Source organism: Pseudomonas sp. SDO52101_S400, from assembly GCF_054071635.1.
Genome location: NZ_JBSVWF010000006.1, coordinates 92,588 through 118,369 on the forward strand (window position 1 = coordinate 92,588; position 25,782 = coordinate 118,369).

24 protein-coding genes are annotated in these 25,782 nt (G+C 62.1%); 14 read left to right on the forward strand and 10 right to left on the reverse strand.

Going from position 1 to position 25,782, the window contains the following annotated elements:
• Positions 1–7 precede the first annotated feature (7 nt).
• The gene (fabF, locus tag ACW9HX_RS04465) at positions 8–1,282 is read left to right on the forward strand and encodes a beta-ketoacyl-ACP synthase II (protein ID WP_457379646.1); all 1,275 of its coding nucleotides are present in this window, start codon (positions 8–10) and stop codon (positions 1,280–1,282) included.
• On the opposite strand, the gene ACW9HX_RS04470 is transcribed toward fabF, so the two are convergent.
• Complete coding sequence (locus ACW9HX_RS04470) at positions 1,279–1,836, reverse strand: TetR/AcrR family transcriptional regulator (RefSeq protein ID WP_457379647.1); 558 nt, start codon at positions 1,834–1,836, stop codon at positions 1,279–1,281. The two genes, fabF and ACW9HX_RS04470, sit on opposite strands and share 4 nt — an antisense overlap.
• A gap of 175 nt (positions 1,837–2,011) precedes the next feature.
• Here ACW9HX_RS04470 and ACW9HX_RS04475 point away from each other — a divergent pair, with 175 nt between their 5' ends.
• Positions 2,012–2,863, forward strand: a complete 852-nt coding sequence (locus ACW9HX_RS04475; protein WP_457379648.1) for an urea carboxylase-associated family protein — start codon at positions 2,012–2,014, stop codon at positions 2,861–2,863.
• 45 nt (positions 2,864–2,908) lie between these two features.
• Here the strand turns inward: ACW9HX_RS04475 and ACW9HX_RS04480 are convergent, their stop codons facing one another.
• Together ACW9HX_RS04480 and eat are read right to left on the reverse strand one after the other, a co-directional pair.
• Positions 2,909–3,076 carry a DUF2897 family protein gene (locus ACW9HX_RS04480; RefSeq protein ID WP_096821045.1) on the reverse strand — a complete coding sequence of 56 codons (168 nt, stop codon included), beginning with the start codon at positions 3,074–3,076 and terminating at the stop codon, positions 2,909–2,911.
• Between the two features lie 130 nt (positions 3,077–3,206).
• Entirely contained in the window at positions 3,207–4,571 is a 1,365-nt protein-coding gene (gene eat, locus ACW9HX_RS04485; protein ID WP_457379649.1) for an ethanolamine permease, read from the reverse strand.
• Positions 4,572–5,002: 431 nt separating this feature from the next.
• On the opposite strand from eat, the gene kdpF reads away from it, so the two are divergent.
• The 6 genes from kdpF (at position 5,003) to ACW9HX_RS04515 (ending at position 13,119) form a co-directional block, all read left to right on the forward strand.
• Positions 5,003–5,092: a K(+)-transporting ATPase subunit F gene (kdpF, locus tag ACW9HX_RS04490; protein WP_007899818.1), complete on the forward strand. Its 90-nt coding sequence runs from the start codon at positions 5,003–5,005 to the stop codon at positions 5,090–5,092.
• 8 nt (positions 5,093–5,100) lie between these two features.
• Positions 5,101–6,795 (forward strand): potassium-transporting ATPase subunit KdpA, encoded by a 1,695-nt coding sequence (gene kdpA, locus ACW9HX_RS04495; protein WP_457379650.1) that lies wholly within the window; start codon positions 5,101–5,103, stop codon positions 6,793–6,795.
• A 10-nt stretch (positions 6,796–6,805) separates the two neighbouring features.
• Positions 6,806–8,872: a potassium-transporting ATPase subunit KdpB gene (kdpB, locus tag ACW9HX_RS04500; protein WP_457379651.1), complete on the forward strand. Its 2,067-nt coding sequence runs from the start codon at positions 6,806–6,808 to the stop codon at positions 8,870–8,872.
• A gap of 274 nt (positions 8,873–9,146) precedes the next feature.
• The gene (gene kdpC, locus ACW9HX_RS04505) at positions 9,147–9,692 is read left to right on the forward strand and encodes a potassium-transporting ATPase subunit KdpC (RefSeq protein ID WP_457379652.1); all 546 of its coding nucleotides are present in this window, start codon (positions 9,147–9,149) and stop codon (positions 9,690–9,692) included.
• A gap of 28 nt (positions 9,693–9,720) precedes the next feature.
• Complete coding sequence (locus ACW9HX_RS04510) at positions 9,721–12,372, forward strand: DUF4118 domain-containing protein (protein WP_457379653.1); 2,652 nt, start codon at positions 9,721–9,723, stop codon at positions 12,370–12,372.
• A 48-nt stretch (positions 12,373–12,420) separates the two neighbouring features.
• The gene (locus tag ACW9HX_RS04515) at positions 12,421–13,119 is read left to right on the forward strand and encodes a response regulator (RefSeq protein ID WP_457379654.1); all 699 of its coding nucleotides are present in this window, start codon (positions 12,421–12,423) and stop codon (positions 13,117–13,119) included.
• Here ACW9HX_RS04515 and ACW9HX_RS04520 read toward each other — a convergent pair.
• Entirely contained in the window at positions 13,116–14,153 is a 1,038-nt protein-coding gene (locus ACW9HX_RS04520) for a patatin-like phospholipase family protein (RefSeq protein ID WP_457379655.1), read from the reverse strand. The genes ACW9HX_RS04515 and ACW9HX_RS04520 overlap by 4 nt on opposite strands.
• 217 nt (positions 14,154–14,370) lie before the next feature.
• On the opposite strand from ACW9HX_RS04520, the gene ACW9HX_RS04525 reads away from it, so the two are divergent.
• From ACW9HX_RS04525 to ACW9HX_RS04535, 3 genes are all read left to right on the forward strand, one after another.
• Complete coding sequence (locus tag ACW9HX_RS04525; RefSeq protein WP_129394926.1) at positions 14,371–14,649, forward strand: hypothetical protein; 279 nt, start codon at positions 14,371–14,373, stop codon at positions 14,647–14,649.
• A 77-nt stretch (positions 14,650–14,726) separates the two neighbouring features.
• A complete protein-coding gene (locus tag ACW9HX_RS04530) occupies positions 14,727–15,494 on the forward strand; it encodes a CHAD domain-containing protein (RefSeq protein WP_457379656.1) in 768 nt (255 codons plus the stop codon).
• Between the two features lie 121 nt (positions 15,495–15,615).
• Complete coding sequence (locus ACW9HX_RS04535) at positions 15,616–16,410, forward strand: acyl-CoA thioesterase (RefSeq protein ID WP_457379657.1); 795 nt, start codon at positions 15,616–15,618, stop codon at positions 16,408–16,410.
• 1 nt (position 16,411) lies between these two features.
• Here the strand turns inward: ACW9HX_RS04535 and ACW9HX_RS04540 are convergent, their stop codons facing one another.
• The 3 genes from ACW9HX_RS04540 to ACW9HX_RS04550 all read right to left on the reverse strand — a co-directional run bounded on the left by ACW9HX_RS04540 (position 16,412) and on the right by ACW9HX_RS04550 (position 19,292).
• Complete coding sequence (locus ACW9HX_RS04540) at positions 16,412–16,777, reverse strand: Mpo1-like protein (protein WP_085730565.1); 366 nt, start codon at positions 16,775–16,777, stop codon at positions 16,412–16,414.
• Between the two features lie 120 nt (positions 16,778–16,897).
• A complete protein-coding gene (locus ACW9HX_RS04545; protein WP_457379658.1) occupies positions 16,898–18,376 on the reverse strand; it encodes a methyl-accepting chemotaxis protein in 1,479 nt (492 codons plus the stop codon).
• 109 nt (positions 18,377–18,485) lie between these two features.
• Entirely contained in the window at positions 18,486–19,292 is an 807-nt protein-coding gene (locus ACW9HX_RS04550) for a TatD family hydrolase (protein WP_457379659.1), read from the reverse strand.
• Positions 19,293–19,528: 236 nt separating this feature from the next.
• On the opposite strand from ACW9HX_RS04550, the gene ACW9HX_RS04555 reads away from it, so the two are divergent.
• From ACW9HX_RS04555 to ACW9HX_RS04565, 3 genes are all read left to right on the forward strand, one after another.
• On the forward strand, positions 19,529–20,950 hold the full coding sequence (locus ACW9HX_RS04555) for a transglycosylase SLT domain-containing protein (RefSeq protein ID WP_457379660.1): 1,422 nt from the start codon (positions 19,529–19,531) through the stop codon (positions 20,948–20,950).
• 107 nt (positions 20,951–21,057) lie between these two features.
• A complete protein-coding gene (locus tag ACW9HX_RS04560; RefSeq protein WP_457379661.1) occupies positions 21,058–21,492 on the forward strand; it encodes a DoxX family protein in 435 nt (144 codons plus the stop codon).
• A gap of 250 nt (positions 21,493–21,742) precedes the next feature.
• Positions 21,743–22,051: a class I SAM-dependent methyltransferase gene (locus ACW9HX_RS04565; protein WP_457379662.1), complete on the forward strand. Its 309-nt coding sequence runs from the start codon at positions 21,743–21,745 to the stop codon at positions 22,049–22,051.
• A 3-nt stretch (positions 22,052–22,054) separates the two neighbouring features.
• Here ACW9HX_RS04565 and greB read toward each other — a convergent pair whose 3' ends face one another.
• From greB to ACW9HX_RS04580, 3 genes are read right to left on the reverse strand one after another with little or no spacing between them, the layout of a single operon-like run.
• On the reverse strand, positions 22,055–22,552 hold the full coding sequence (gene greB, locus ACW9HX_RS04570) for a transcription elongation factor GreB (RefSeq protein WP_003226818.1): 498 nt from the start codon (positions 22,550–22,552) through the stop codon (positions 22,055–22,057).
• A gap of 34 nt (positions 22,553–22,586) precedes the next feature.
• On the reverse strand, positions 22,587–25,091 hold the full coding sequence (locus ACW9HX_RS04575; protein WP_457379663.1) for an ABC transporter permease: 2,505 nt from the start codon (positions 25,089–25,091) through the stop codon (positions 22,587–22,589).
• A complete protein-coding gene (locus ACW9HX_RS04580) occupies positions 25,091–25,774 on the reverse strand; it encodes an ABC transporter ATP-binding protein (RefSeq protein WP_085730571.1) in 684 nt (227 codons plus the stop codon). Before ACW9HX_RS04580 ends, ACW9HX_RS04575 begins: the two co-directional genes overlap by 1 nt.
• Positions 25,775–25,782: the final 8 nt, after the last annotated feature.

The following is a 25,782-nucleotide window of genomic DNA, read 5'->3' on the forward strand; positions in this document are numbered from 1 at the left end:
ACCCGATATGGATCAGCGTCGAGTAGTTGTCACGGGTATGGGCCTGGTGTCGCCCTTGGGCAGTGATGTCGAAGTCGTCTGGCAGCGTTTGCTGGCCGGGCGTTCGGGATTGCGAAACCTGCCGGAAGCGGTCATTGCCGATCTGCCGACCCGGGTCGGTGGTGTGGTGCCGACGATGGAGGAGGACGCCGAAGCGGGGTTCGACCCGGATCGTGCCACACCACCCAAAGAACAGAAGAAAATGGATCGTTTCATTATGTTCGCGATGGAGGCTGCGCGGCAGGCGCTTGAGCAGGCCGACTGGCATCCGTCTGACTCCTACGCTCAGGAGCGCACGGCGACCATCATCGGTTCCGGTGTCGGTGGCTTCGGTGCAATCGCCGATGCAGTGCGCACCACCGACAGCCGTGGTCCGCGTCGCTTGTCGCCGTTCACCATCCCCTCGTTTCTGGTCAATCTTGCGGCGGGGCATGTCTCGATTCAGCACGGCCTCAAGGGCCCACTCGGCGCGCCGGTCACCGCGTGTGCCGCCGGCGTGCAGGCGATCGGTGATGCGGCTCGACTGATTCGTGCCGGTGATGCCGACATCGCGGTGTGCGGCGGTGCGGAGGCGTCAATCGATCGAGTCAGCCTCGCCGGTTTTGCAGCGGCACGGGCCTTGTCCAGCGGCTACAACGACACGCCCGAACGTGCTTCACGCCCGTTCGACAGCGGCAGGGATGGTTTCGTGATGGGCGAGGGCGCCGGGCTGCTGGTGATCGAGTCGCTGGATCACGCATTGGCCCGTGGTGCCAAGCCACTGGCCGAACTGGTCGGCTACGGCACCAGCGCCGACGCCTATCACCTGACCGCCGGGCCGGAAGACGGCAGCGGTGCCCGGCGAGCCATGACGCTGGCGCTGGCTCAGGCCGGTATCACGCCGGACCAGGTGCAGCACCTGAACGCGCATGCAACCTCGACGCCGGTGGGCGACCTTGGTGAACTGGCGGCGATCAAGTCGGTGTTTGGCGTGCAAAACTCAATCGCCGTGACCTCGACCAAATCCGCGACCGGGCATCTGCTCGGTGCGGCTGGGGGGCTTGAAGCGATCTTCACGCTGTTGGCGATCCGCGATCAGATCGTTCCGCCAACCCTCAACCTGGAGAGTCCCGATCCGGCGAGCGAAGGTGTGGATATCGTCCATGGTCAGGCGCGTTCGATGCCGATCGAGTATGCGTTGTCCAACGGGTTCGGCTTCGGTGGGGTCAATGCCAGCGTACTGTTCAAGCGCTGGCAGGCTTAGTCTTCGGAGCGTTTGAGATGTCCGCGGGTGACGTCCAGGATGCGTTGCGCGAACCCGGAATCCGCGACACTGCGTGACAGCAGGAGCGCCCCGGCCAGTGTCGCCATGATGACGATGCTGCGCTCGGCGGCGTTCTCGCCTTCAAGGGTGCCTTCGATCTGATCCAGGCGAGCCTTTAGCACGGCGTCGCTGGTCGGGCTCGGTTGGCCGCGCAATCCCAGTTCCGAAGAAATGGTCAGCAGCGGGCAGCCTTCGTGAGGCGAGGTCTGGTGCCATTCGGAGAGGTATGTATCGATGAAGGCTTCCAGCGGTTTTTCCTGGGCGAACAGCTCCTCGCACAAGCCTGCGACCTGATCGCCAGCGGCTTGCAGGGCTTTTTCGACCAGGTCGTCCTTGGATTTGAAATGCGAATAAAAGCCGCCGTGGGTCAGGCCCAGCGCTTTCATCAACGGTTGCAGACCGGTCGCGCCGATGCCGTCCTTGCGAAACCGTTCGGACGCTTCCTTGATGATGCGCTGGTGGGTCTGGGCTTTATGATCTTGCGAGTAACGCATTTAAACTCTCCGCAACAAGAGCACCATCTTAACCAATGAAAATTGAATGGTGACTGTACTTCTACTTCTAAAAAACCTGCCGATGAATCCAAGATGTTCGTAACAGCTGTGAACGGTTGGCACGGATAGTGGTTGCAGCTCATAAAGTTGCCATCACCGAAGGAGCAGGAGAACCATGTACAAAGACTATCCGGCCGCCTATCAAGTCAGTAAAGGCTCGGCCTTGCAGGTCAATGCACCGTTCTACGAGCGGATTCGCGACCGCAAGGATGCGCGGACCCTGATCGAGCAATTCGAAGTGCCGATCCGCACTGGTCGCGCCTGGCATGTTCCGGCGGGCCATGTGTTTCGTGTCACCACACCGGTGGGGCCGCAGGTGGGCGACTTCAATGTGTGGAATGCCCACGACCCACGCGAACGCATGTGGGCGGCGAGGACCCGGCAACTGCAGGGGGCGCATGTCAGCACTCATGATCGCCTCTGGTCGAACCTGCCTTTTCTACGGCCACTGGTCACCATCACCGATGACAGCCTGGCCGGTTATGGCATCGACGAACACGGCGGGCGCCTGCATGATTTGCTCGGCACGCGCTGCGATCCGTATGTGAACAAAATGCTCACCGGTGAGGACTTTCATCATCATTGCCATTCCAACCTCACTCGCGCCGTACTACCGCACGGTCTGACCGAATTCGACGTGCATGACGTACTGAACATCTTTCAGTGCACGGGCCTGAACCACGATGACCTGTACTTCATGAAAGCCTGTCCGGCGCAGAAGGGTGATTACCTGGAGTTCTTCGCGGAAATCGACTTGCTGTGTGCGTTGTCGACGTGCCCTGGCGGTGATCTGTCGCTGGCGATGTGGGGACCGGATGCGCAGGATCCGTTGAGCGTGTGCCGTCCGCTGGGTGTGGAAATCTATCGTCTGGACGATGCGCTGCTCGAAGGGTGGAGCCAGCCGGAGCGCGCGGCATACAAGGGGCTGCATGGCTTGCACATTGCCAAGGCCGACTGGGAAAAGTAACCGCGATAAAAAACAAACCCCGCCGATTCAGGCGGGGTTTTTCGTTCAGCGGTCCTGCGCGTCCTTGACGTCCGCTTCGGCATTGCGCTCAGCAACGCGTTGACGTTGTTCTTCGGTCAGTTCGACCTTGTTGGCGGTGTCGCGCAGCATCATCAGACCCCCCACGATCGAGCCGATTGCAACGACCAGAATCAACCAGGCATACCAGGGCATAGCGGCTCTCCTTAATGGCAGGTCGCCGGGCGAGGATTTCGCCGGGCGATGCTGCTTACCACGTTTGAGCGATGGAAAATCGCAGTGGTTCCATTCTAGGCCGGTTATGCCCGGTACACCCGTACAGCTTCTATTGACCGGTCAGCATCGCATCGGCCGGCGCGTTTGCACGCAACTGGCCGGTGAGCAGGAAGTAACCGAAACCGACCGCCATGAAACCGAGGAAAATCAGCCCGATCAGCGCGTTGAACCAGGCCATCGCCACCAGGCACACCACGGCCAGCACCAGCGCGATGAACGGGATCAGCGGGTAGCACGGCGCGCGGAAAGTCCGCTCCAGATTCGGTTCGCTTTTGCGCAGTTTGAACAGGCTGAGCATGCTCATGATGTACATCACGATGGCGCCGAACACGGCCATGGTGATCATTGCAGCGGTGAGGGTCATGCCGCCGAGATTGATCAGACCGTCGCTGTAAATGGCGGCAATGCCGATGATTCCGCCGGCGATGATCGCCCGGTGCGGCGTCTGGAAACGCGACAGCTTTGCCAGCGAGGCCGGCAGGTAACCGGCGCGGGCGAGGGCGAAGAACTGCCGCGAGTAACCAAGAATGATCCCGTGGAAACTCGCCACCAGGCCGAACAGACCGATCCACACCAGCATGTGCAACCAGCCGGAATTGTCGCCGACCACCGCTTTCATCGCTTGGGGCAGCGGGTCGTTGATGTTCGACAGGGTGCGCCAGTCGCCGACGCCGCCGGCAAAAAACATCACGCCCATCGCCAGCAGCACCAGGGTCAGGATGCCGCTGATGTAGGCCTTGGGAATCGTGCGTTTCGGATCCTTGGCTTCTTCGGCCGCCATGGCCGCGCCTTCGATGGCGAGGAAGAACCAGATCGCAAACGGAATCGCCGCAAACATCCCGGCAATCGCCGGTGCGCCGAACACGTCCGAGCCGGCCCAGCCATTGAGCGCGAAGTTGCTGAAACTGAAGGCCGGAGCGACCACGCCCATGAACACCAGCAACTCGACGACGGCCAGGACGCAGACGATCAGCTCGAAGGTCGCCGCCAGTTTCACACCGAGGATGTTCAACCCCATGAAGACGATGTACGCGCCGACCGCTGCGTGTTTCGGATCGAGGGCCGGAAACTGCACATTCAGATAGGCGCCAATCGCCAGGGCAATCGCCGGCGGGGCGAAGACGAATTCAATCAGCGTCGCCAGGCCTGCGATCAATCCGCCTTTTTCACCGAAAGCCCGGCGACTGTAGGCAAACGGCCCGCCGGCATGAGGGATCGCCGTGGTCAGCTCGGTGAAGCTGAAAATGAAGCAGGTGTACATGGTCGCGACCATGAATGACGTCACCAGAAAGCCCAGTGTTCCCGCGACGCCCCAGCCGTAGCTCCAGCCGAAATACTCCCCGGAAATCACCAGCCCCACCGCGATACCCCACAGATGCAACGTGCCCAGCGTGGGTTTGAGTTGTGTGTTCATGCGTTTGCTCCCTGAACGGTTTGGAAAGCTCAGGGGAGGGCGTGTGCAGTGGGCGTGCCATTTTGTATTGGCGGGTCGTAATGGGCTGAAAGCTGTCGTATCGGGGATGTTCGCGGCGTAATGCCCACAAAATTGTGCGCCAGTTGGGTGCGATGTTGTCTGTGCTGCCGTCTTCGCGGGCAAGCCCGCTGCCACATTTTGAAATGCGTTCGTCCAGACAACGCATCCCCCTGTGGGAGCGGGCTTGGTCCGGGCGGCGATCCGACGAAGAGGCCCGTCCACACGACGCAAAACTCTGCTGTAACGCCCGCGTAAACCCACTCTTTACGCATTCTTTATGCCCCGCCCGCACCCTCGGTCTCGTTCCTTTACAGCCTCCTTTCCGACAATGCCTCCACACGCGGCGATACGCCGTAACACGGAGATCTTCCATGAGCGTTCTGGACGGGGTGTCCCTGCTGCTGGCAGTGGGGCTGTTCATTTATCTGTTGGTTGCGCTGTTGCGCGCGGACCGGAACTAGGAGCGGCTATGCACAGTTATGACTATTGGCAGATCCTCGCGTTTTTCGCGTTGGTGTTGCTGCCGGCGCCGTTCCTCGGGCGCTTCTACTACAAGGTGATGGAAGGTCAGCGCACCTGGCTGACGCCGATTCTCGGCCCGGTCGAGCGCGGCTGTTACCGCATTGCCGGGATCAATCCACAGGACGAACAGAGCTGGCAGAAGTACACGCTGGCGCTGCTGGCGTTCAACCTGGCAGGTTTCCTGTTGCTGTTCGCGATCCTGTTGTTCCAGGACCACCTGCCGCTGAATCCGCAAAACCTGCCGGGCCAGGAATGGACTCAGGCGTTCAACACCGCCGTCAGTTTCATGACCAACACCAACTGGCAGTCCTACAGCGGTGAGGCGACCCTCAGCTACCTGAGCCAGATGGTCGGCCTCACCGTGCAGAACTTCGTCAGCGCAGCCACCGGCCTCGCGGTACTGGTCGCGTTGTGCCGTGGCATCGGTCGCAAATCGACCAAGACCCTCGGTAACTTCTGGGCCGACATGACCCGCGCCACCCTCTACGGCCTGCTGCCGCTGTGCCTGCTGCTGGCGCTGTACCTGGTTTGGCAAGGCGTTCCGCAGACCTTCGCGCAATATGTGAATGCGGTGACCCTGCAAGGCGTTGATCAGGTGATCCCGCTCGGCCCGGCCGCCAGTCAGATTGCGATCAAGCAACTGGGCACCAACGGAGGTGGTTTCTTCGGGGTCAACTCGGCGCATCCGTTCGAGAACCCGACCGCGTGGAGCAACCTGTTCGAAGTCACTTCGATCATTCTGATCCCGGTGGCGCTGGTGTTCACCTTCGGCCATTACGTCAAGGACCTGCGTCAGAGCCGCGCGATCATCGGCTGCATGCTGGCGCTGTTCCTGATTGGCGGCGCTACTTCGATGTGGGCCGAGTATCAGCCGAACCCTGCGCTGAATAACGTCGCCGTCGAACAGACCGCGCCGCTGGAAGGCAAGGAATCGCGCTTCGGCACCACCGCCACCGTGCTGTGGTCGGTGACCACCACCGCTGCATCGAACGGTTCGGTCAACGGCATGCATGACAGCCTCAACCCGCTCAGCGGGATGGTGGCGCTGGTCAACATGATGGTCGGCGAAGTGATTTTCGGCGGCGTCGGTGCCGGGCTCTACGGCATGTTGCTGAACGTGCTGATCGCGGTGTTCCTCGCCGGCCTGATGATCGGCCGCACTCCGGAATACCTCGGCAAGAAACTCCAGGCCCGTGAAGTGCAACTGCTGGTGGTGACCCTGCTGGTGATGCCGGTCGGCGTGCTGGTGCTGGGCGCGATTGCCGCTGCCCTGCCTGGCCCGGCGGCGACCATCAGCAACCCTGGCCCCCATGGTTTCAGCCAGTTGCTGTACGCCTACACCTCGGCCAGTGCCAACAACGGTTCGGCGTTCGGGGGCCTGAGTGCCAACACCCCGTTCCACAACCTGATGCTGGGCCTGGGCATGTTGATCGGTCGCTTCGGTTACATCCTTCCGGTTCTGGCCCTGGCCGGCAGCCTGGCGATGAAGAAAACCGCCCCGATCGGCCAGAACAGCTTCCCGACCCACGGCCCGCTGTTCGTGACCCTGTTGACCGTGACCATTTTGCTGGTGGGCGGCCTGACCTTCTTGCCGACCCTGGCGCTCGGCCCGATTGCCGAACACCTGAGCATGGGCTTCTAAGGAATCCATCATGAATATGCATGTTCCAGCTTCAAAACCTGCGGTAGCTGCCAAGTCGGCAGAAGCGCCCAAAACCGCGATCAGCGCCCTGTGGCGTCCGGCGCTGGTGCAAGCGTTCGTCAAGCTCGACCCGCGTCAACTGGTGCGCTCGCCAGTGATGCTGGTGGTCGAACTGACGGCGATCTTCACCACCGTGCTGTGCTTCATTCCGGACAACGTCGTGCCGACCTTCGTTGCCGCGCAGATCGCGCTGTGGCTGTGGTTCACCGTGCTGTTCGCCAACTTCGCCGAAGCACTGGCCGAAGGTCGCGGCAAGGCCCGCGCCGACAGCCTCAAGGCCGGCAGTGAAGGCCTGAGCGCCCGACGTAAACTGGCCAATGGCAGCTTCCAGGTAGTGCCGGCCGCCAGCCTGCGCAAGGGCGATGTGGTGCGCGTTGAAGCCGGGGAAATGATCCCCGGTGACGGCGAAGTCATCGAAGGCATCGCGGCGGTCAACGAAGCGGCGATCACCGGTGAGTCGGCGCCAGTGATCCGCGAGTCCGGCGGCGACCGTTCCGCCGTCACCGGCAACACGCGTCTGGTGTCCGACTGGTTGCTGGTGAAGATCACTGCCAATCCGGGCGAATCGACTCTGGACCGGATGATCGCGCTGGTCGAAGGCGCCAAACGCCAGAAGACCCCGAACGAAGTGGCGCTGGACATCCTGCTGATCGGCCTGACCCTGATCTTCCTGCTGGTGGTCGTGACCCTGCAACCGTTCGCCCACTTCGCCAATGGCAGCCTGCCGCTGGTGTTCCTGGTGGCGCTGCTGGTCACGCTGATTCCGACCACCATCGGCGGTCTGCTGTCGGCGATCGGTATTGCCGGGATGGATCGCCTGGTGCGCCTGAACGTGATCGCCAAGTCCGGTCGTGCAGTGGAAGCGGCGGGTGACGTGCACGTGCTGCTGCTGGACAAGACCGGCACCATCACCTTCGGCAACCGTCGTTGCAGTGCGGTGTATGCCGCTCCCGGCGTGAGTGGTCGCGATCTGGCCGAAGGTGCGCTGTTCGCATCGCTGGCCGATGAAACCGCCGAAGGCAAGTCCATCGTCGAGTATCTGCGTGGCCTGCATCCACAAGCGGAACCTGCGCTGGATGTACTGACTGCCGTGCCGTTCAGCGCGGAAACCCGCTTGTCCGGTGTCGACTATCAGGGCCGCGTATTCCGCAAAGGCGCGGTGGATTCGCTGCTGGCCTTCCTTGGTCAACAACGTTCGGATCTGGCCCCGAGCCTGTCCCGTGAAATCGACAAGATTGCCCAGAGCGGTGGCACCCCGTTGCTGGTGTGCGCCGACGGCAAACTGCTCGGTGCGATCCACCTCAAAGACGTGGTCAAGCCGGGCATCCGCGAGCGTTTCGCCGAACTGCGCAAACTGGGGATTCGCACCGTGATGGTCACCGGCGACAACCCCCTGACCGCTGCCGCGATTGCCGCTGAAGCAGGTGTCGACGATGTGCTGGCCGAAGCCACACCGGAGAAAAAACTGGCGCGCATCCGTCACGAGCAGAACGACGGTCGCCTGGTCGCGATGTGCGGCGACGGCGCCAACGATGCCCCGGCACTGGCCCAGGCTGACGTCGGCATGGCGATGAACGACGGCACTCAGGCGGCACGCGAAGCGGCCAACATGGTCGACCTCGACAGCGATCCGACCAAGCTGCTGGACGTGGTGCAGATCGGCAAAGAATTGCTGGTGACCCGCGGCGCACTGACGACCTTTTCCATCGCCAACGACGTGGCCAAGTACTTCGCGATCCTGCCGGCACTGTTCGCCGCGATTTATCCGCAGCTGGGCGTGCTGAACATCATGCATTTGAGCAGCCCGCAGAGCGCGATCCTGTCGGCCATCGTCTTCAACGCCCTGATCATCGTCGTGCTGATCCCGCTCGCCTTGCGTGGCGTGCGGGTGCAGGCGGCGAGTGCGGCGGCGTTGCTGCGCCGCAACCTGCTGATCTATGGCCTGGGCGGGATTCTGGTGCCGTTCGTGGGGATCAAGGCGATCGACATGCTGCTGACGGCGTTGCATCTGGTGTGAGTGAGCGGTGTTTGCCGGGTGTGTGCATGGCTTGAGTGCCCAGCCCTCACCCTAACCCTCCCGAAACGTCGGACCGCCCGGAGGGAGAGGGGACTGATCGAGGTGTTTGTAAGAGCTACATCCACATGAGATATCGAGCCGAACTCAGGTTTTGAAAAGTATGCAAATCGGCTCCCTTTCCCCCTCGCCCCCTTGGGGGAGAGGGCTGGGGTGAGGGGGATGGATCTTCCTGACACCCCACCAACGTTTGCCCAATGAATTCGAGGATTTTGAAATGTCCACAATATTACGTCCGGCCCTGAGCCTGCTGGTGCTGATGACCCTGGTCACCGGCGTTGCCTATCCACTGGTGGTTACCGGAGTCGCGCAAGTCGCCTTCCCCGAACAGGCCAACGGCAGCCTCGTGCGCGATGCCGAAGGCAAGGTGCGTGGCTCATCCCTGATTGCTCAGGATTTTGTCGGTGATGCCTGGTTCCATCCACGTCCTTCGGCAGGCGCCTTTGCTACTGTTTCGAGCAGCGCGAGCAACCTGGCGCCGAGCAATCCGGCGCTGGCCACTAGGGTGATCGATGATGCCAACAAGTTGCAGGTTCCCGGTCAGGGCCCGGTGCCATTGGCGCTGCTGACCACGTCCGGCAGCGGTCTCGATCCGCACTTGCCACCGGCCGCGATTGCCTATCAACTGGCGCGTGTCGCGGCAGCGCGTAATGTGCCGGTGGCGACCTTGCAGCAATTGCTGGACGCGCATATCGAACAGCCGCTGGTAGGCCCACCGGTGGTGAATGTGCTGGCGCTGAACATGGCGCTGGAAAAGCTGTAATGAATCAATCAGGAAGAGACCTTCAAGCATGAGTGACTCCGGCCGCGCCGACGCGCTGTTAGCAGACCTGCCCCGCGACGGCCGTGGCCGGCTCAAGGTTTTCCTCGGCGCCGCGCCGGGCGTAGGCAAGACCTACGCGATGTTGCAGGCGGCTCACAGCCAATTGCGCCAGGGTGTGAAAGTCATTGCCGGCGTGGTCGAAACCCACGGTCGCGCCGAAACCGAAGCGTTGCTCGGCGGCTTGCCGCAACTGCCGCTGGTGCGCTCGGAATACCGCGGCGTGACGCTGGAGGAAATGGACCTCGACGGCCTGCTCGCCGCCAGGCCGAAACTGGTTCTGGTGGACGAACTGGCCCACAGCAACGCTCCCGGCAGTCGCCACACCAAACGCTGGCAGGACATTCAGGAATTGCTCGCCGCCGGCATCGACGTGTACACCACGGTCAACGTCCAGCACCTGGAAAGTCTCAACGATCAGGTGCGCGGCATCACCGGCGTGCAGGTGCGCGAAACCCTGCCGGACTGGGTGCTGCAGGAAGCCTACGAACTGCTGCTGATCGACCTGCCGCCCCGAGAACTGCTCGAGCGCTTGCGCGAAGGCAAGGTCTACGTGCCGGAGCAGGCACGGGCCGCGATCGATGCATTTTTCACCCAGACCAACCTCACCGCGCTGCGGGAACTGGCGATGCAGACCGCGGCGGCGCAAGTCGATAACGATCTTGCCCAAGGCTATCGCCAGCTCGGCCAGGCTGCACCGGCGGTGCGTGGACGTCTGTTGGTCGGCGTCGATGGCAATGCCGATGCCGAACGATTGGTGCGCCATGCCAGCCGTGTCGCCCAGCGTCGGCATTTGCCGTGGAGCCTGGTGCATGTCGACAACGGCAGCGTGCGCGATGAACAATCACGGCTGCGCCTGCAAAGCGCCCAGCAACTGGCCGAACGGCTTGGCGGCGAAGTGGTGCTGTTGCGGGCCGGCGAAGTGGCGAAAACCTTGATCCAGCACGCCGCTGAACGACGCGCCAGTCTGGTGTTGGTCGGTCAGTCGCGGCCGAGTTTGCGTCGACGTCTGTTTGGCGGCGGTCTGGCAGCGCGCTTGCTGCGTCAGTCCCATGGTCTGGAAATCAACGTTCTGGACAGCGACGACAAACAGCATCCCCCGCGCCAGCGGTCGGCGCCGACACTGGTGTGGTTCGACTACGCGCTGGCGCTGGTGGCCACGGTGTTGGCCAGTGCGCTGGCGTGGGCGGTGTCCAGCGTATTGCCGTTGCCGAACATCTCGCTGGTGTTTCTCGCAGCAGTGCTACTGGTGGCGGTGCGCAGCAGCCTGGGGCCTTCGCTGGCCTGTGCAGCGCTGTCGTTTCTGACTTATGACTTCCTGTTCATTCCGCCGAATTTTTCCTTCGCCATCCAGCGCGAAGAAGACGTGCTGACCTTACTGTTCTTCCTGCTGATGGCGGCGCTCACCGGCAACCTGGCGGCGCGTCAGCGTCGGCAATTGCAGGCGTTGCGCGATACCCAGGAAGAGACCACCGAGCTGCTCGACCTGTCACGCAAACTCACCGCCGCCACGGATCGCCAGGCTGTGATCAGCGCGGCCGCACAGCACCTCAATGGCTGGAGCGACCTGCAATTGTGCCTGCTCAATCGCGACGGGCACGGCGGCTGGAAAGTCGAGACCGGCGGGCCGCTGGAATTTACCGAATCCGAACGTGCAGCTGCCGACTGGGCCTGGCAACACGATCAACCGGCGGGCATGGGCACCGGCACGTTGCCGTTCGGCCGTTGGTGGTGGTGGCCGCTGTCGGTGGAAGACGGGCCGTTGGCGCTGCTCGGCGTGTGTGCCAAGGAGGGCCAGACCTTGAGCGGCCAGCGTCGTCGTCTGTTGACCGCGCTGAGCCAGCCGCTGGCCCAGGCACTGGCCCGGGCGCAACTGGCCGATGACCTGGAAGCCGCGCGCCTGCACGGCGAAACCGAACAATTGCGCAGTGCCTTGTTGGCCTCGGTGTCCCACGATTTGCGCACGCCGCTGACCTCGATGCGCGGCAGCATCGACAGCCTGCTGGCCCTCGGAGAAGCGATCCCGCTGGAGGATCGCCGCGAGTTGCTCGAAGGCACCCGCGATGAAGCCGAGCGTCTCGACCGCTACATCCAGAACCTGCTGGACATGACCCGTCTCGGCCACGGCGCCCTGAAGCTGGCGCGGGACTGGGTGTCGCCGGCGGACATCGTCGGCAGTGCGCTCAATCGTCTGCGGGCGGTGTTGTCGTCGTTGCAGGTGGCAACTGATGTGCCAGCCGAATTGCCGCTGCTGTTCGTGCATGCCGCGCTGATCGAACAGGCGCTGGTGAACGTGCTGGAAAACGCCGCACGTTTTTCGCCGTCCCACGGCCGTTTGCAATTGCACGCCGGTGCGGATGACAGCGAGGTGTTTTTCTCGGTCAGCGATGAAGGGCCGGGGATTCCCGTCGATGAGCGAGCGAAGATTTTCGATATGTTCTACACCGCCGCCCGGGGTGATCGTGGCGGGCAGGGCACAGGCCTTGGGCTAGCGATCTGTCAGGGTATGGTCGGCGCCCATGGCGGGCGGATCAGTGTCGGCGACGGCATCGATGGACGCGGCACTTGCATCACCCTGCACCTGCCTTTGCAGCCGCAACCGGGGATGGACGGTGAAGCCTGATCCGCGCTGCGCTACTCTCTTGCCAATCTTTTGTGTTGATGTGAACTCATGACTCAGACCGCGACCATTTTGGTCATCGACGATGAACCGCAGATCCGCAAATTCCTGCGCATCAGCCTCGTTTCCCAAGGCTACAAAGTGCTGGAGGCCGGCACCGGTGCCGAGGGCCTGGCCCAGGCGGCGCTGAACAAACCGGATCTGCTGGTGCTCGACCTTGGCCTGCCGGACATGGATGGCCAGCAAGTGCTGCGCGAGTTTCGCGAGTGGGCCACAGCGCCGGTGCTGGTGCTGTCGGTGCGCGCCAGTGAGGGGCAGAAGGTCCAGGCGCTGGATGGCGGCGCCAATGACTACGTGACCAAGCCGTTCGGCATTCAGGAGTTTCTCGCTCGGGTCCGCGCGTTGTTGCGTCAGGCACCGTCCGGGGAGGCACAGCAAGCCGCGTTGGAGTTTGGCCCGCTGACGGTGGATCTGGCGTATCGCCGGGTGCTGCTCGACGGCGTCGAAGTGGCCCTGACCCGCAAGGAATACGCCGTGCTGGCGCAACTGGCGCGGCATCCGGGGCGGGTGATCACCCAGCAACAATTGCTCAAGGATATCTGGGGCCCGACCCACACCGAGGACAGTCACTATCTGCGGATCGTGGTCGGACATCTGCGGCAGAAACTGGCGGACGATCCGACCCGGCCACGGTTTATCGTGACCGAGGCCGGCGTTGGTTATCGTTTGTTGAACGAGAGCAGCCTTTAGTTCTGCTCGCTCTCATAGCGGTCGAGGGTGTCCCGGGCAATCTCCCGACCCAGCGCGATCAGCTCCGGCGCCTTGTAGAACTCGAAGAACCGGCACACCCGCTTCGGCACGTTGATCAGGATGTCCGGCGGATACCCGGCGATCTTGTACTGGGCCAGCGAGGTTTGCATCACCTCGAAACTCTGGTTGATCAGGTCCAGCAATGATGCCGGCCCGACGTTGTCGATGATGAACGAACCGGTGGCGGATTTAGGGGCGCCTTCACGTTCGGGAGCGGCGGCCGGTTGCTGTGTTTCAGGTTCTGCGCCTTCGACCCAAGGATTGATCTCGGCGGCCTCGGCGCGCAACGCCTCCTGTTCGAGTCGCAGCAATTGCTCGGCTTGTGTGCGGCGGAACGGCATCTTCGAACCCAGCGAACTGATCAGATTGTCGAAGCGGCTGCGAAACGCGGCGGGGCGCTGGATCACCGGCAGTTTGTAATGACGCTGGTTGGTCGAGTTGAGATTGACCGCGATGATCAGGTCGCAGTGGCTCGACACCACCGGCACGATCGGCAGCGGATTGAGAATCCCGCCATCCACCAGCATCCGGTTGCCCTGCATCACCGGCGTGAACAGGCTGGGAATTGCCGCCGAGGCGCGCATCGCCTGATGCAGGCAGCCTTCCTGGAACCAGATTTCCTGCTGATTGGTGAGGTCGGCGGCTACCGCCGTGTAGGGGATTCGCAGCTCTTCGATGTTGATCTCGCCGACGATCTTGCGGATCTGGCCGAAGACCTTTTCGCCACGGATTGCGCCCAGACGAAAACTCACGTCTACCAGGCGCAGGACATCGAGATAATCCAGGCCTTCGATCCAGTTGCGGTACTCGTCGAGCTTGCCGGCGGCGTAGATCCCGCCGACCACTGCGCCCATCGAACAACCGGCAATGCAGGCGATGTCGTAACCACGCCGTTCAATCTCTTCGATGACTCCGATATGGGCATAGCCCCGGGCGCCACCGGAGCCCAGCACTAGTGCGACACGTTTTTTCATCAGACTTCCTCCCGACAGGTTTCCACAATGCACCCAACGAGGGCCGGGCTACAATCGTCAGGGTCGCTCGGGGTGGCGATGGCGTCGTTATTTCGATACTTCGTGACCCGCTGGCGTTATCTTTTGCCGTGCGGTGGATTCACGGGGCACAAGGCACTTTTTCACCGCCCAAACGTCTTAACTGCACGACTGTTGACCTATCTTTGAGGTGTAAGTGATGAAAGCCTGGATCTGTGTGCCCTTGATTGCCCTGGCATTGGCCGGTTGCGCCGGCAAGACCGCCTACCGCGACAGCTGCGGCAGCCAGCTCGACGCGGCATGGCATGAACTGGATCTGGCCAAGGCCGAGGGTTTCGCCGGCACGGTCAGCTACTCCAAAGCCCTGTCGTTGCTGACCGCGGCCAAGACCCAACAGCAATTCGAAGGTTTCGAAGGTTGCAGCAGCAAGGCTGAAAAGGCTCGCTTCTACATTCGCGAATCCCGCGCCGGGCGCTAAGCTGCTGACGTAGCGCAAGTGCTGGTGCCTTGCGCAGGTGCACACTCGTGCAGGGCCATTGAATTCAGGAGCGAGTAATGTCTGCGTTGGTTGACCGGTTGGTGGCTCATGTCCTGAGCCTGGAAGTCAGGCTGCTGGCCTGTCAGGCACGTTTGACCGCCCGGACCGACCCAGAGGCGCTGCATGATCTGCGAACCACCGTGCGCCGCTTGCGCAGTCTGTTGCGGCCATTGCGCGGTTTGCCCGGTGTCGAGCAACTGGAAGTCGCGGCAGCCGGCGTAGGGCAACTGACCACGCCATGGCGCGACCGCGAGGTGCTGGCGGCGTATCTGCTCGAACATGGTCAGCCTGAAGCCGCGCAGCGGCGCATGGCGCAGATGGCCGAGGCTTATCCGGCATTGGCGGCGAGTGCGGAAGTGGTTTCGCTGCTGATGATCCTCGATGCGTTTCCGCGTTTCCTGCGGGCGTCCCAGCGTCAGGGATTGCTCAATGATCTCGACAGGCGCATCGAAAAACGTCTGGGCAAACAATGGAAGAATCTCGACGTGGCGCTGCACGATCCGGCCCACGACCGTCATCGCCTGCGCCTGCTGATCAAGCGTGTGCGTTACGGCATCGAAGCCTATCCCGAACTCGATCGTCTGCCGAAACCCGCGCTGAGGCGTCTGAAGTCGGCACAGGGCGCCCTGGGTGACTGGCACGATTGCTGGCAGTGGCTGGCCAAAGCCGAGCAGGAAGCGGATCTGCAACCCTGCGTCGCCACCTGGCAGGCAACCATGATCAAGGCCGAAAGCAAGGCTGACCGGGTGCTGGAAAAGCTCAGCGCCGCCTGCTTCAAGTCCTGAAAACCTCTATGGCTCGGCGCGGCTGTCTTATCTGTCAGTCTCTTTGACCGGAATGGACGCTGCGCCGCTCTGCCGCGCTGGTTAAGATCCGGTCACTCCCTTTTTCGTGTCCGAGGTTCCCATGCGCTTTTGCGATCTGATCGATGCTGTCCGTCGTCAACCCGAGGTCACGATTCCTGCCGAATGGGGGCAGGGCCGGGCGAGTTTTGGCGGGTTGGTTGCCGCGCTGCAATTTGAAGTGATGCGCACTCGGGTGCCAGTCGAACGGCCCGTGCGTTCGCTGGCGATCACGTTTGTCGGCCCTGTCGAGCCCGAGGTGCCGGTGAGCTTCGAGGTCGAGGTGCTGCGCGAAGGCAAAGCGGTCATTCAAGTGCTTGGGCGTGCCGTGCAGAACGGTCAGGTGGTGACGATGGTGCAAGGCAGTTTCGGTGCTTCGCGCCCGTCGGAAGTGGCCGTTGAAGCGTACCCGGCGCCCGAGATGAAACACTGGGACGACTGCCAGGAGCTGCCTTACATCAAGGGTGTGACCCCTGAGTTCATGCGTCATCTGGCGATGCGCTGGAGTGTCGGCGGCATGCCGTTTACCGGCAATCAATCGCGGTTGATGGGGGGCTGGGTGCGTCTGCGTGGGGATGTGAAGGAAGAACCGGTCAACGAGGCGCATCTGCTGGCGCTGGTCGACGCCTGGCCGCCCGCGCTGTTGCCGTATCTGAAGAAACCGGCACCGGGCAGCACGCTGACCTGGACCATCGAGTTCGTACAGCCATTACACGATTTGAGCACATTGGACTGGTGCCAGTATCTGGCGGACATCGAGTATGCCGCCGACGGCTACGGTCACGTCGCCGCCAAGCTGTGGAGCGCCCAGGGTGAACTGATCGCGATGAGCCGGCAAACGGTGACGATCTTCGCCTGACTCAATGACGGCGGTGACGTTCACGCCAGGCGCGATACCAGCCGCCACTGAGAAAGAACCGTGGGAAGGTCAGAAACTGCTCGACCAGCAGGCGCGATACCGCGTCCTTGCGATCGCTGAACGGCTCGGAGGCTTGCGCCTCCAGGCTGTGGCCGTGGCGCTGCAGACCCAGTGCCGCGACAATCCCGATCACACCGATGGCTACGCTGGCCAGACTCAGGCTGAACACGCCCGAGACGATCAACAGAAACGCAACGATGAACAGCGGCACGGCGATCAGGTGCAGCACCAGATTGGTCGGGTGCTGGTGATTGGCCGGGTACGCGCGCCATTGCCACGCGGGAAGGTTGGGGTGACGTTTGCCCATGTTGCTGCTCCTCAATTCATGTTCGATTCATGGTTGAAGAATAGGCCGGGGCGGGCAGGGCGGCGAATCAAGGTTGGCTATTGCAGTGATAGGGACAATGGCCATTCCTGATGTTGCCCCCTAAAGCTTCAACTGACCTATCGCCTTGTTCAATTCCCCGGCCAGCGTCGCCAACTCATTACTGGTGGTCGCAGAATCCACGGTTTGCTGCACGGTGTTTTCGGTGACATCGCGAATGCTCACCACCGCGCGGTTCATCTCTTCGGCCACCTGGCTTTGCTGTTCCGCCGCCACTGCAATCTGCGTGTTGCTTTCGCGCATTTGCGCTACCGCGCCGGTGATTTCCGCCAAAGCTTCACCCGCCTCTTGCGCTTGTTGTACGCAGTCGTCGGCCTTGTACGAGCTCTCCTGCATGAAGTCCACTGCATCGCGGGTGCCGGCCTGCAACGCCGATACCATGGTGGTGATTTCATCGGTGGAGGTCTGCACACGTTTGGCGAGGTTGCGCACCTCGTCGGCAACCACCGCGAACCCGCGCCCCATTTCCCCGGCGCGCGCCGCTTCAATGGCGGCGTTGAGCGCCAGCAGATTGGTCTGCTCGGCGATGCTGTGGATCACGCTGACCACGCCGTTGATTTTCTGGCTGTCCTCGGCGAGGCGTTGGATCATCTCGGCAGTCTGCTGCACGCCGCTGGACAGGCCGGCAATCGAATGCTGGACGCGGCTCACCACCTGCTGGCCGCTGCCGGCCAGACCGTCAGCGGTTTGCGACAGGTCGCGCGTGGCGCCGGCGTGCTGGGCGATGTGGTAGACAGTGGCGGTCATCTCGTTGATCGCCGTGGCGGCCTGATCGGTTTCGCTTTGCTGGCCGAGCATGCCGTGGCGCACCTCGTTCATGCTCGAAGCCAGGCGCGCCGCGCCGACGTCCAGTTGCCGCGCGGTGTTGGCCACGGTGGTGACCACCCGCTGGTAGCCGGCCTGCATCGCGTTGAACGCATTGGCCATCTGACCGACTTCGTCCTTGCAGGCCAGAGGTACCCGGGCCGAAAGGTCGCCGGTTTTTTCCACGTGCAGCATCACGTCTTTGAGCGTGTTGAGCTGGCTGAGCAGGAAGCGGATCAGCAACTGTGAAGCGCCAAGCATTGCCAACATCAGAATGAACACCGCCACCGCATAGTTGGCGAAACGCTCACTGAACACCTGGCTCAGGCTCGGTGCGAAAGCAATCACCGCGACCTGGCCGTCGGCGCGGCTGAACACCTCGGCGCCGAGCAGCGGATTTTCGCCAAACAGTGGCAAGTGGCTTATATCGACCCAGCCGTTGCTGTCGGTGATTTCCAGCAGCGGTTGATCATTGAGACGCGGCGCCTCACCGCGTTTGAAGGTCAGCACTTGATCGCTTTTGGGCAGTGCCTGCCCAGCAGGCCAGGCCTTGAGCAATTGCGCCTGCGCCTGGGCCGACACTTGGGCGGCATGGCTGCGGGCCTGCTGTTCGAGTTGCACGGCGTACAAAACCAACAACAGGGTGGTGACGAAGGCGACCGCGTTGACCGCCCAGAATTTGTATTTCAGCGAGATATTGCTAAGCCAGGCACCCATGGAGGTCTTCTCTGATAGCGGAAACAGTTTTGGCAAGGTGCCATTATTGTGCCGCTACGCAGGTGCCCGGATCTTGATGTGCATCAACAAGTGACGCGTTCGACCGGGCTCAGGGCAGGCTGGGCAAGCCGTAGAACGCTCGGGCGCAGGCGGTGGTGTGGGCTGCCAGATCTTCCTCGCTTTCACCTCGATGCAAGGCCACTTCGCGCAAGACTTCGGTCAGGTACGCCGGTTCGTTTCGTCCGTTCTTCGGTTTTGGTCGCAGTGTGCGCGGCAGCAGGTACGGCGCATCGCTTTCCAGCATCAGGCGACCGCGTTTGATCTCCTTCACCAGCGGGTGCAAATGGGTGCCGCGACGCTCATCACAGATCCAGCCGGTGATGCCGATATGCAGGTCCAGGTCGAGATAGCTGAACAACGCCTTCTGTTCGCCGGTGAAACAATGCACCACGGCGGCGGGCAACTGATCACGGAAGTCGCGAAGGATTTCCAGCAGGCGCTGGCTGGCGTCACGTTCGTGGAGGAATACCGGCAATTGCAGTTCCACGGCCAGGGCCAGATGCTCTTCGAGGACTTTTTCCTGTTGCGGGCGCGGCGAGAAATCGCGGTTGAAATCCAGCCCGCATTCACCCACTGCCACTACATTTGATTCCTTCAGCAGGCTGCGCAGGCGCCGTGCACTGTCGGCGTTCCAGTCACTGGCCGAATGTGGGTGGATACCAGCGGTGGCGAACAGTCGCTGGCCGTCCGGATCCAGTTGCTGACACAGTTCCAGCGCCTGTTCGCTGCCTTCGACGCTGGTGCCGGTGAGCACCAATTGACAGACCCCAGCGGCGTAGGCGCGGTCGAGTACAGCCTGGTGTTTGTCGGCGAAACTGGGGTTGGTCAAGTTGACGCCGATATCGATGAGTTGCATGGTGCTACCTCGGGCCGAAGGCCGGAAAGCATATCAGAGCGGTAGATTTAAAAGAAAAGCCAAGAACTACAAAGGCTTATGGCTGTCTGTTGAGGCCGCGAGACAGGATGGGGTGACAGGGTTGCCATCACTGTGCCAGTCTCTCGCACTTTATCAGCGCTTCTGGCGCTCTGTTTTCGTCGGTGTTTTGTGACCGTTCAGCGGTGAAAACGCCCCGTCTTCTTTCCGGAGAGTGGATGGTTCGTCCCTCGGTTTTGCTACTGCTGTGTGGTTCGTTGCTGCTGCCGATGACGGCGGTTGCGCGCCTGCCCGGGCCGCTGCAAGCCGTGCCGGCCGCCAAGGTCCGCGACCTGACAGAGATCCGCAATAGCCGCGTGCTGCGGGTGCTGGTCAACCAGAGCCGCAACAGCTCCGGCGAAGTCCAGGGCCAGACCATCGGCGTCGAATACCACCGTTTGCGTGCCTTTGAGCAGTACCTCAATGGCCACGCTCGCGACGGCCAGGAAATCACCCTCAAGATCATTCCAAAAGCCAAGGATCAATTGCTCGGTGCGTTGCAACGCGGCGAAGGCGATCTGGTGGCGCCAGGCGAACTGCTCGATCTGCAACCGGGCCACGCGGTCGCCAGCAGCGAGCCGATCGCCAGTAACGTGCCGCTGGTGCTGGTCGGCATCAAGGGTGAGAAGCGCTACACCAAGGTCGAGCAACTCGCCGGGAAAACCCTGGCGCTGCCCACCGGCAGCGCGGCGGGGGAGGCGGTCAGCCAGCTCAACCAGAAACTGGCGCTGCACAAACTGGCGCCGATCAAGATCGAATGGGTCGATCCTACGTTGGCAGTCGAGGACGTGCTGGAAATGGTCCAGGGCGGGATATTCCACCTGACCATCGTCGAGCAACCGATTGCCGAGCGCTGGGGCAAAATCCTGCCAAAACTGCGATTCGACCGGCAGTTGATGATCAGCGAACCGGGCGAGGAATACTGGTTCGTTCGGCGTGATGCCGCGATGTTGCGAGCGAGCATCGACCGCTTCCTGACCGGCTACAAGACGCCGTCGAACGAAGACGCGGCGTTTCTGCGAATCTACCGCCGCCTCTATCAGGTGCATTATCCATTGGCCAAGGCTGACCGCCAGCGCCTGGAAAAACTGCGTCCGACCCTGCAAAAGCATGCCGAAGCGCAGAACATGGACTGGCTCAACCTGGCAGCGCTGGCGTTCAAGGAGTCGGCGCTGCAACCCAGCGCGCGCGGCGGCGCAGGCCCGACCGGGCTGATGCAGATCACCCCTTCCGCGGCGCAGCGGGTCGGCGTCAACAACATCCAGAATCTCGATGCGAATGTGCAGGCCGGGGCCAAGTACCTGGCGATGATCCGCCGCAAGTTCTTCAACAGCCCCAAGCTCAACGAGCGCGAGCGCATGGCGTTCACGCTGGCCGCCTACAACATCGGTCCGGAGCGTGTGCAGGGCATGCGCGCCGAAGCCCGGCGCCGCGGCCTGAACCCCAATCAGTGGTTCTTCCAGGTCGAGCGCATCGCGATGGAGCAGGTGGGCATGGGCGCCGTCAGCTATGTTAATAGCGTGAACAAGTATTACTTGGCGTTCGACCGGGAGCGGGAGTCGTTGGAGCCCCGGGGACAGAAAGTTGTCTCACGCAAATGATCTAATAAGTTGATTGTTATGGCGGAATATTTGCGCTTTTAACATAAATTTAACTGATTAATATGGCGGCCAACCAACAAGCACTCCTCACTACAAGGAATTGAAAAATGAGCTCTCTGATCAACAAGGTCCTGTTCACCCGCGCTGGCTACGGTCTGACTGTTCTGCGCATCGTCGTCGGCGTGATCTTCGCCGCGCACGGTTCGCAGAAACTCTTCGGCATGTTCGGTGGCTACGGCCTGGCCGGCACCGCGCAGTACATGGAGAGCCTTGGCCTGACGCCAGGTTACCTGATGGCAATATTGTCCGGCGGCACCGAGTTTTTTGCCGGTCTGGCCCTGATCATCGGTCTGCTGGTACGGCCGGCAGCAGCGGGTCTGGTATTTCTGTCGCTGGTCGCGATCTTCTCGGTGCATATCCATAATGGTCTGTTCATGGCCAACAACGGTTACGAGTTCGCCCTGGCCCTGCTCGGTGGCAGCCTCGCGGTGCTGATCGAAGGTGCCGGCAAGCTCTCGGTGGATCGCGCCATCACCGGTTGACCGCTCTGGCTCAAGCAAAAGGCCCGCATTGTGCGGGCCTTTTTTGTTGCGGCTGATTCTTGACACTGGCTGGTCACGTTCTCTAGGATGCCGCTCATGCGCCGATTTAAACAGCTACTTGCGGGGCGCCAGGTGACTATTCTTCAGTTGCCGTCAGAAGCCGGATCAGGGCTTCGAAATACCGCTAAAGCGCTGGTTCGGTGTTGCCTCTCACCTGCCATGCAGACTTTTGAGGCAGAGACACGACACGATGAATGCACTTCGCCCTCCAGCACGTCCCGCGCCGATCACGGCACATATCACCCAGCGCAATCCAAAAATCCTGCTTGGCGGCAAACACCAGCCGACGCTGTTGCGTTATCTCGATGGCTGGCCACGTCGCAGCGGCGGTCCTGCCGCGTTCCTGATCCAGTTTGTCGAAGACGGCGAGTCGCTGGCACGTTTTGCCGATGACAGTTTTGACCTGGCGGTGATTCAGGCACCGAGCAGCGACGACGCTCCGGAAATGATCAGGCAACTGACCCGCGTTGCGCGCCAGGGCTTGATCACCCGACGTTAAACGTCAGGGATAGTCGATCGCCACGATGTAGACGAATTGCTCTCCGGTTGGTGTCTGGACCCGAACTTCGGCGTCCAGCGCCTTGCCGATCAGGGCGCGGGCCAGCGGCGAGTCGATGCTGATCAGACCCAGTTTCAGATCCAGCTCGTCCGGGCCGACGATGCGGTAGCGCGATTGTTTGCCGTCTTCGTCTTCGATGGTCACCCAGGCGCCGAAATAGACCTTGTTCGGGTCACTCGGTTTTTCGCTGACGACCTTCAACGCTTCGAGACGTTTGGTGAGAAAGCGCACGCGACTGTCGATCTCGCGCAGCATCTTCTTGCCGTAGGTGTATTCGGCATTTTCCGAACGATCGCCCTGCGCGGCCGCTTCGCTGACCGACTGCGTCACTTGCGGGCGGCGCACATGCCACAGCTCATGGAATTCGGCGCGCATCCGCGCTTCACCTTCAGGGGTGATCAGCGCGGTGCCGGCGGTGCGGGGAGGGCGATAACGGCTCATGGCAACTTCTTGTGGTAATGAGGGCTGGAGTCTATCAACCCTCGCGCAACACTGTCAGCGGGCTGGCATTCAGAGCCCGACGGGTGCCAAACACACCGGCACCACCGATCAGGGCCGCACCGATCAACGGCAGCACCAATAACCATGGATGCGGGTGCCATGGCAGGTCGAACGCGAAGCGATACAGCACCAGGCTGACGACCTCCGAACCAATGGCCGCCAGCAACCCGCTGACCGCACCGAGCAGGCCGAACTCGATCCGCCGCGCCTTGACCAGCAACTGCCGTTCCGCTCCCAGCGCACGCAAAAGCGCGCCTTGGCGAATGCGTTCATCGAGTGTTGCCTGCAACCCGGAAAACAGCACCGCCATCCCGGCCGCCAACACAAACAACAACACGTACTCCACCGCCAGGGTGACCTGAGCGAGGATGCTGCGCAGCTGTTCGAGCAAGGCTTCGACCTGCAGGATGGTCACCGCCGGGAACGCTCGTGACAACTCGACAATCTGCTGGTCGTGGCCGGGGGCCAGATAGAAGCTGGTCAGGTAGGTTGCTGGCAAATCCTTCAGGGTGCCGGGCTGGAAGATCATGAAGAAGTTCGGCTGGAAGTTGTCCCAGTTGATTTCCCGCAGGCTGGTGACCTTCGCTTCGCGATTCACTCCGCCAACGCTGAACACCAGGTGGTCGCCGAGTTTGAGTTTGAGGCTTTCGGCGACTTTGCCTTCCACCGACACGCCGGGCACATCGTCCTGCGGCTGATCTTTCCACCACTCACCGGCAGTGAGTTTGTTGCCTGCTGGCAGGTCAGCAGCCCAGGTCAGGCTGAGGTCGCGCTGGATCGCCCGATCACCGGCCGAGTCCTTGCTGACGATCTGCTGCACCGCTTCGCCGTTGATGCTGATCAGTCGTCCCGGCACCACCGGATACAGCGGCGCAGCCTGGGCCGAGACATTGATCAGGTGATCGGTGAAGGCCTGTTTGTCCGCCGGCAGGATGTTCAGGGCGAAATAGTTGGGAGCATTTTTCGGCAACTGGTTCTGCCAGGTGTCGAGCAATTCACCGCGCAGCAAGGCGATCAAAGCCATGGACAACAGGATCAGGCCAAATGCCAGGGACTGTCCGGCCGCCGCGAGCGGGTGACGCAGCAACTGGCCCAGACCGAGACGCCACGGCAACGATGCACGAGCCAGCAGGCGACGCAGGCTGTTGAGCAGCAGCAACAGCAAACCACCCAGCACCAGTGCGGCGACCACGCCACCGCCTAGCAAGGCAAAGGTCAGCAGCAGATCCAGACTCAGGCGCCACATGATCAGCCCCAATGCACCGAGCGCTGCGCCGTAGACCATCCAGGTGCTCGACGGAATCGGCAGCATGTCCCGCCGCAAAACCCGCAACGGTGGAACGCGGCCCAATGCGGCCAGTGGCGGCAGGGCGAAACCGGCCAGCGCCACCAGCCCGGTGCCGATCCCGGCCAATGCGGGCAGCAAGCCACCCGGCGGTACGTCGGTCGGCAGCAGATCATGCAGCAGCGCGAACAGTCCCAACTGCGCAAGCCAGCCGAGCAGGGCGCCGCTGAGGCTGGCAAGTAGTCCGAGTACCGCCAGTTGCAGGCTGAACAGCACCATGGTTTCCCGGCGAGACAAACCCAGGCAACGCAACAGCGCACTGGCATCGAAACGGCGACTGGCGAAACGATTGGCTGACAACGCCACGGCCACGCCGGCCAACAGCACGGCGACCAGACTCGCCATGTTCAGATAACGCTCGGCCTTGCCCAGGGCACCACCGATCTGCCGGTTGCCGTCGCGGGCATCCTGAATCCGCTGGTTGGCGGCGAGTCCCGGTTTGATCAGTTGACGATAGGTTTCCAGCGCGTTGGGTTCGCCGCGCCACAGTTCGCGATAGCTCACCCGGCTACCGGGTTGCACCACGCCGGTTGCGGCGAGATCGTCGAGGTTGATCAACACCCGTGGCGTCAGGCTGTAGAAATTGCCGGCACGATCCGGCTCGTAAGTCAGCACCCTTGTGAGTTTCAGCGTCTTCATGCCGACGTCGATGCTGTCGCCGATCTTCAGGTCCAGCGCTGTAAGCAACCGCGATTCGACCCACGCTTCCCCCGGTTGTGGTTCGCCGCCCGACTCTTCGGCAGCAAACGGTGCCGGAGCACTTTTCAGTTCGCCACGCAGCGGATAGGCGCGGTCGACCGCCTTGATGCTCGACAACTGAATGCCGTTGTCGGTGGCGATGACACTGGAGAACTCAACGATCTGCGCATGATCGAGGCGCAGCTCGGTGCCGCTCTTGATCTGTTCCGTTCGGGCGGGAGAGCTGCCTTCGAGCACCAGGTCTGCGCCGAGAAACTCGGTGGCACGCAAGGTCATGGCGCCATTCAGGCGAGCGCCGAAGTAGCCGATGGCGGTGCTGGCTGCGACCGCCACCAGCAAAGCGAAGAACAGCACCCGCAACTCCCCGGCGCGGGCGTCGCGCAGGAGTTGGCGCAGGGCAAGACTGAACAGACGCAACAGCGGCAGACGTGCCATCAAGGCTCCAGGGGGGCGACCAGCAGGCCGGCTTCAAGTCGGATCAGGCGCCGGCAGCGATGGGCCAGGCGTTCATCGTGGGTCACCAGCACCAGGGTGGTGCCGCGCTCCTTATTCAATTCGAACAGCAAGTCGCTGATGCGCTCGCCGGTGTGGCTGTCGAGGTTGCCGGTGGGTTCGTCGGCGAACAGCACATCCGGTTCGGCGGCGAAGGCTCGGGCAATGGCTACGCGCTGCTGTTCGCCACCGGAGAGTTGGCGTGGCGAGTGCGTCAGGCGCTGGCCGAGGCCAACCCGTTGGAGTAATTCGGTGGCGCGACCGCGGGCGTCTTTGCGGCCGTCGAGTTCCAGCGGCAGCATGACGTTTTCCAGGGCGTTGAGGCTGTCGAGCAACTGGAACGACTGAAAGACGAAACCCACGTGTTCGGCACGAATGCGTGCGCGCTGGTCCTCGTCGAGGTTGCTCAGGGACTGACCGGCGAGGATGACTTCGCCGCTGCTCGGCAGATCGAGGCCGGCGAGCAGGCCGAGCAGGGTGGATTTGCCGGAGCCGGACGCGCCGACGATGGCCAGGCTGTCGCCCTTGTTCAGTTCCAGGCTGAGTTCGTGCAGGATGGTCAGTTCACCTTCCGCGCTGGGAACCACTTTGCTAAGGTTCTTCGCGGTGAGAATGCTTGCGCCCATGGAGAATC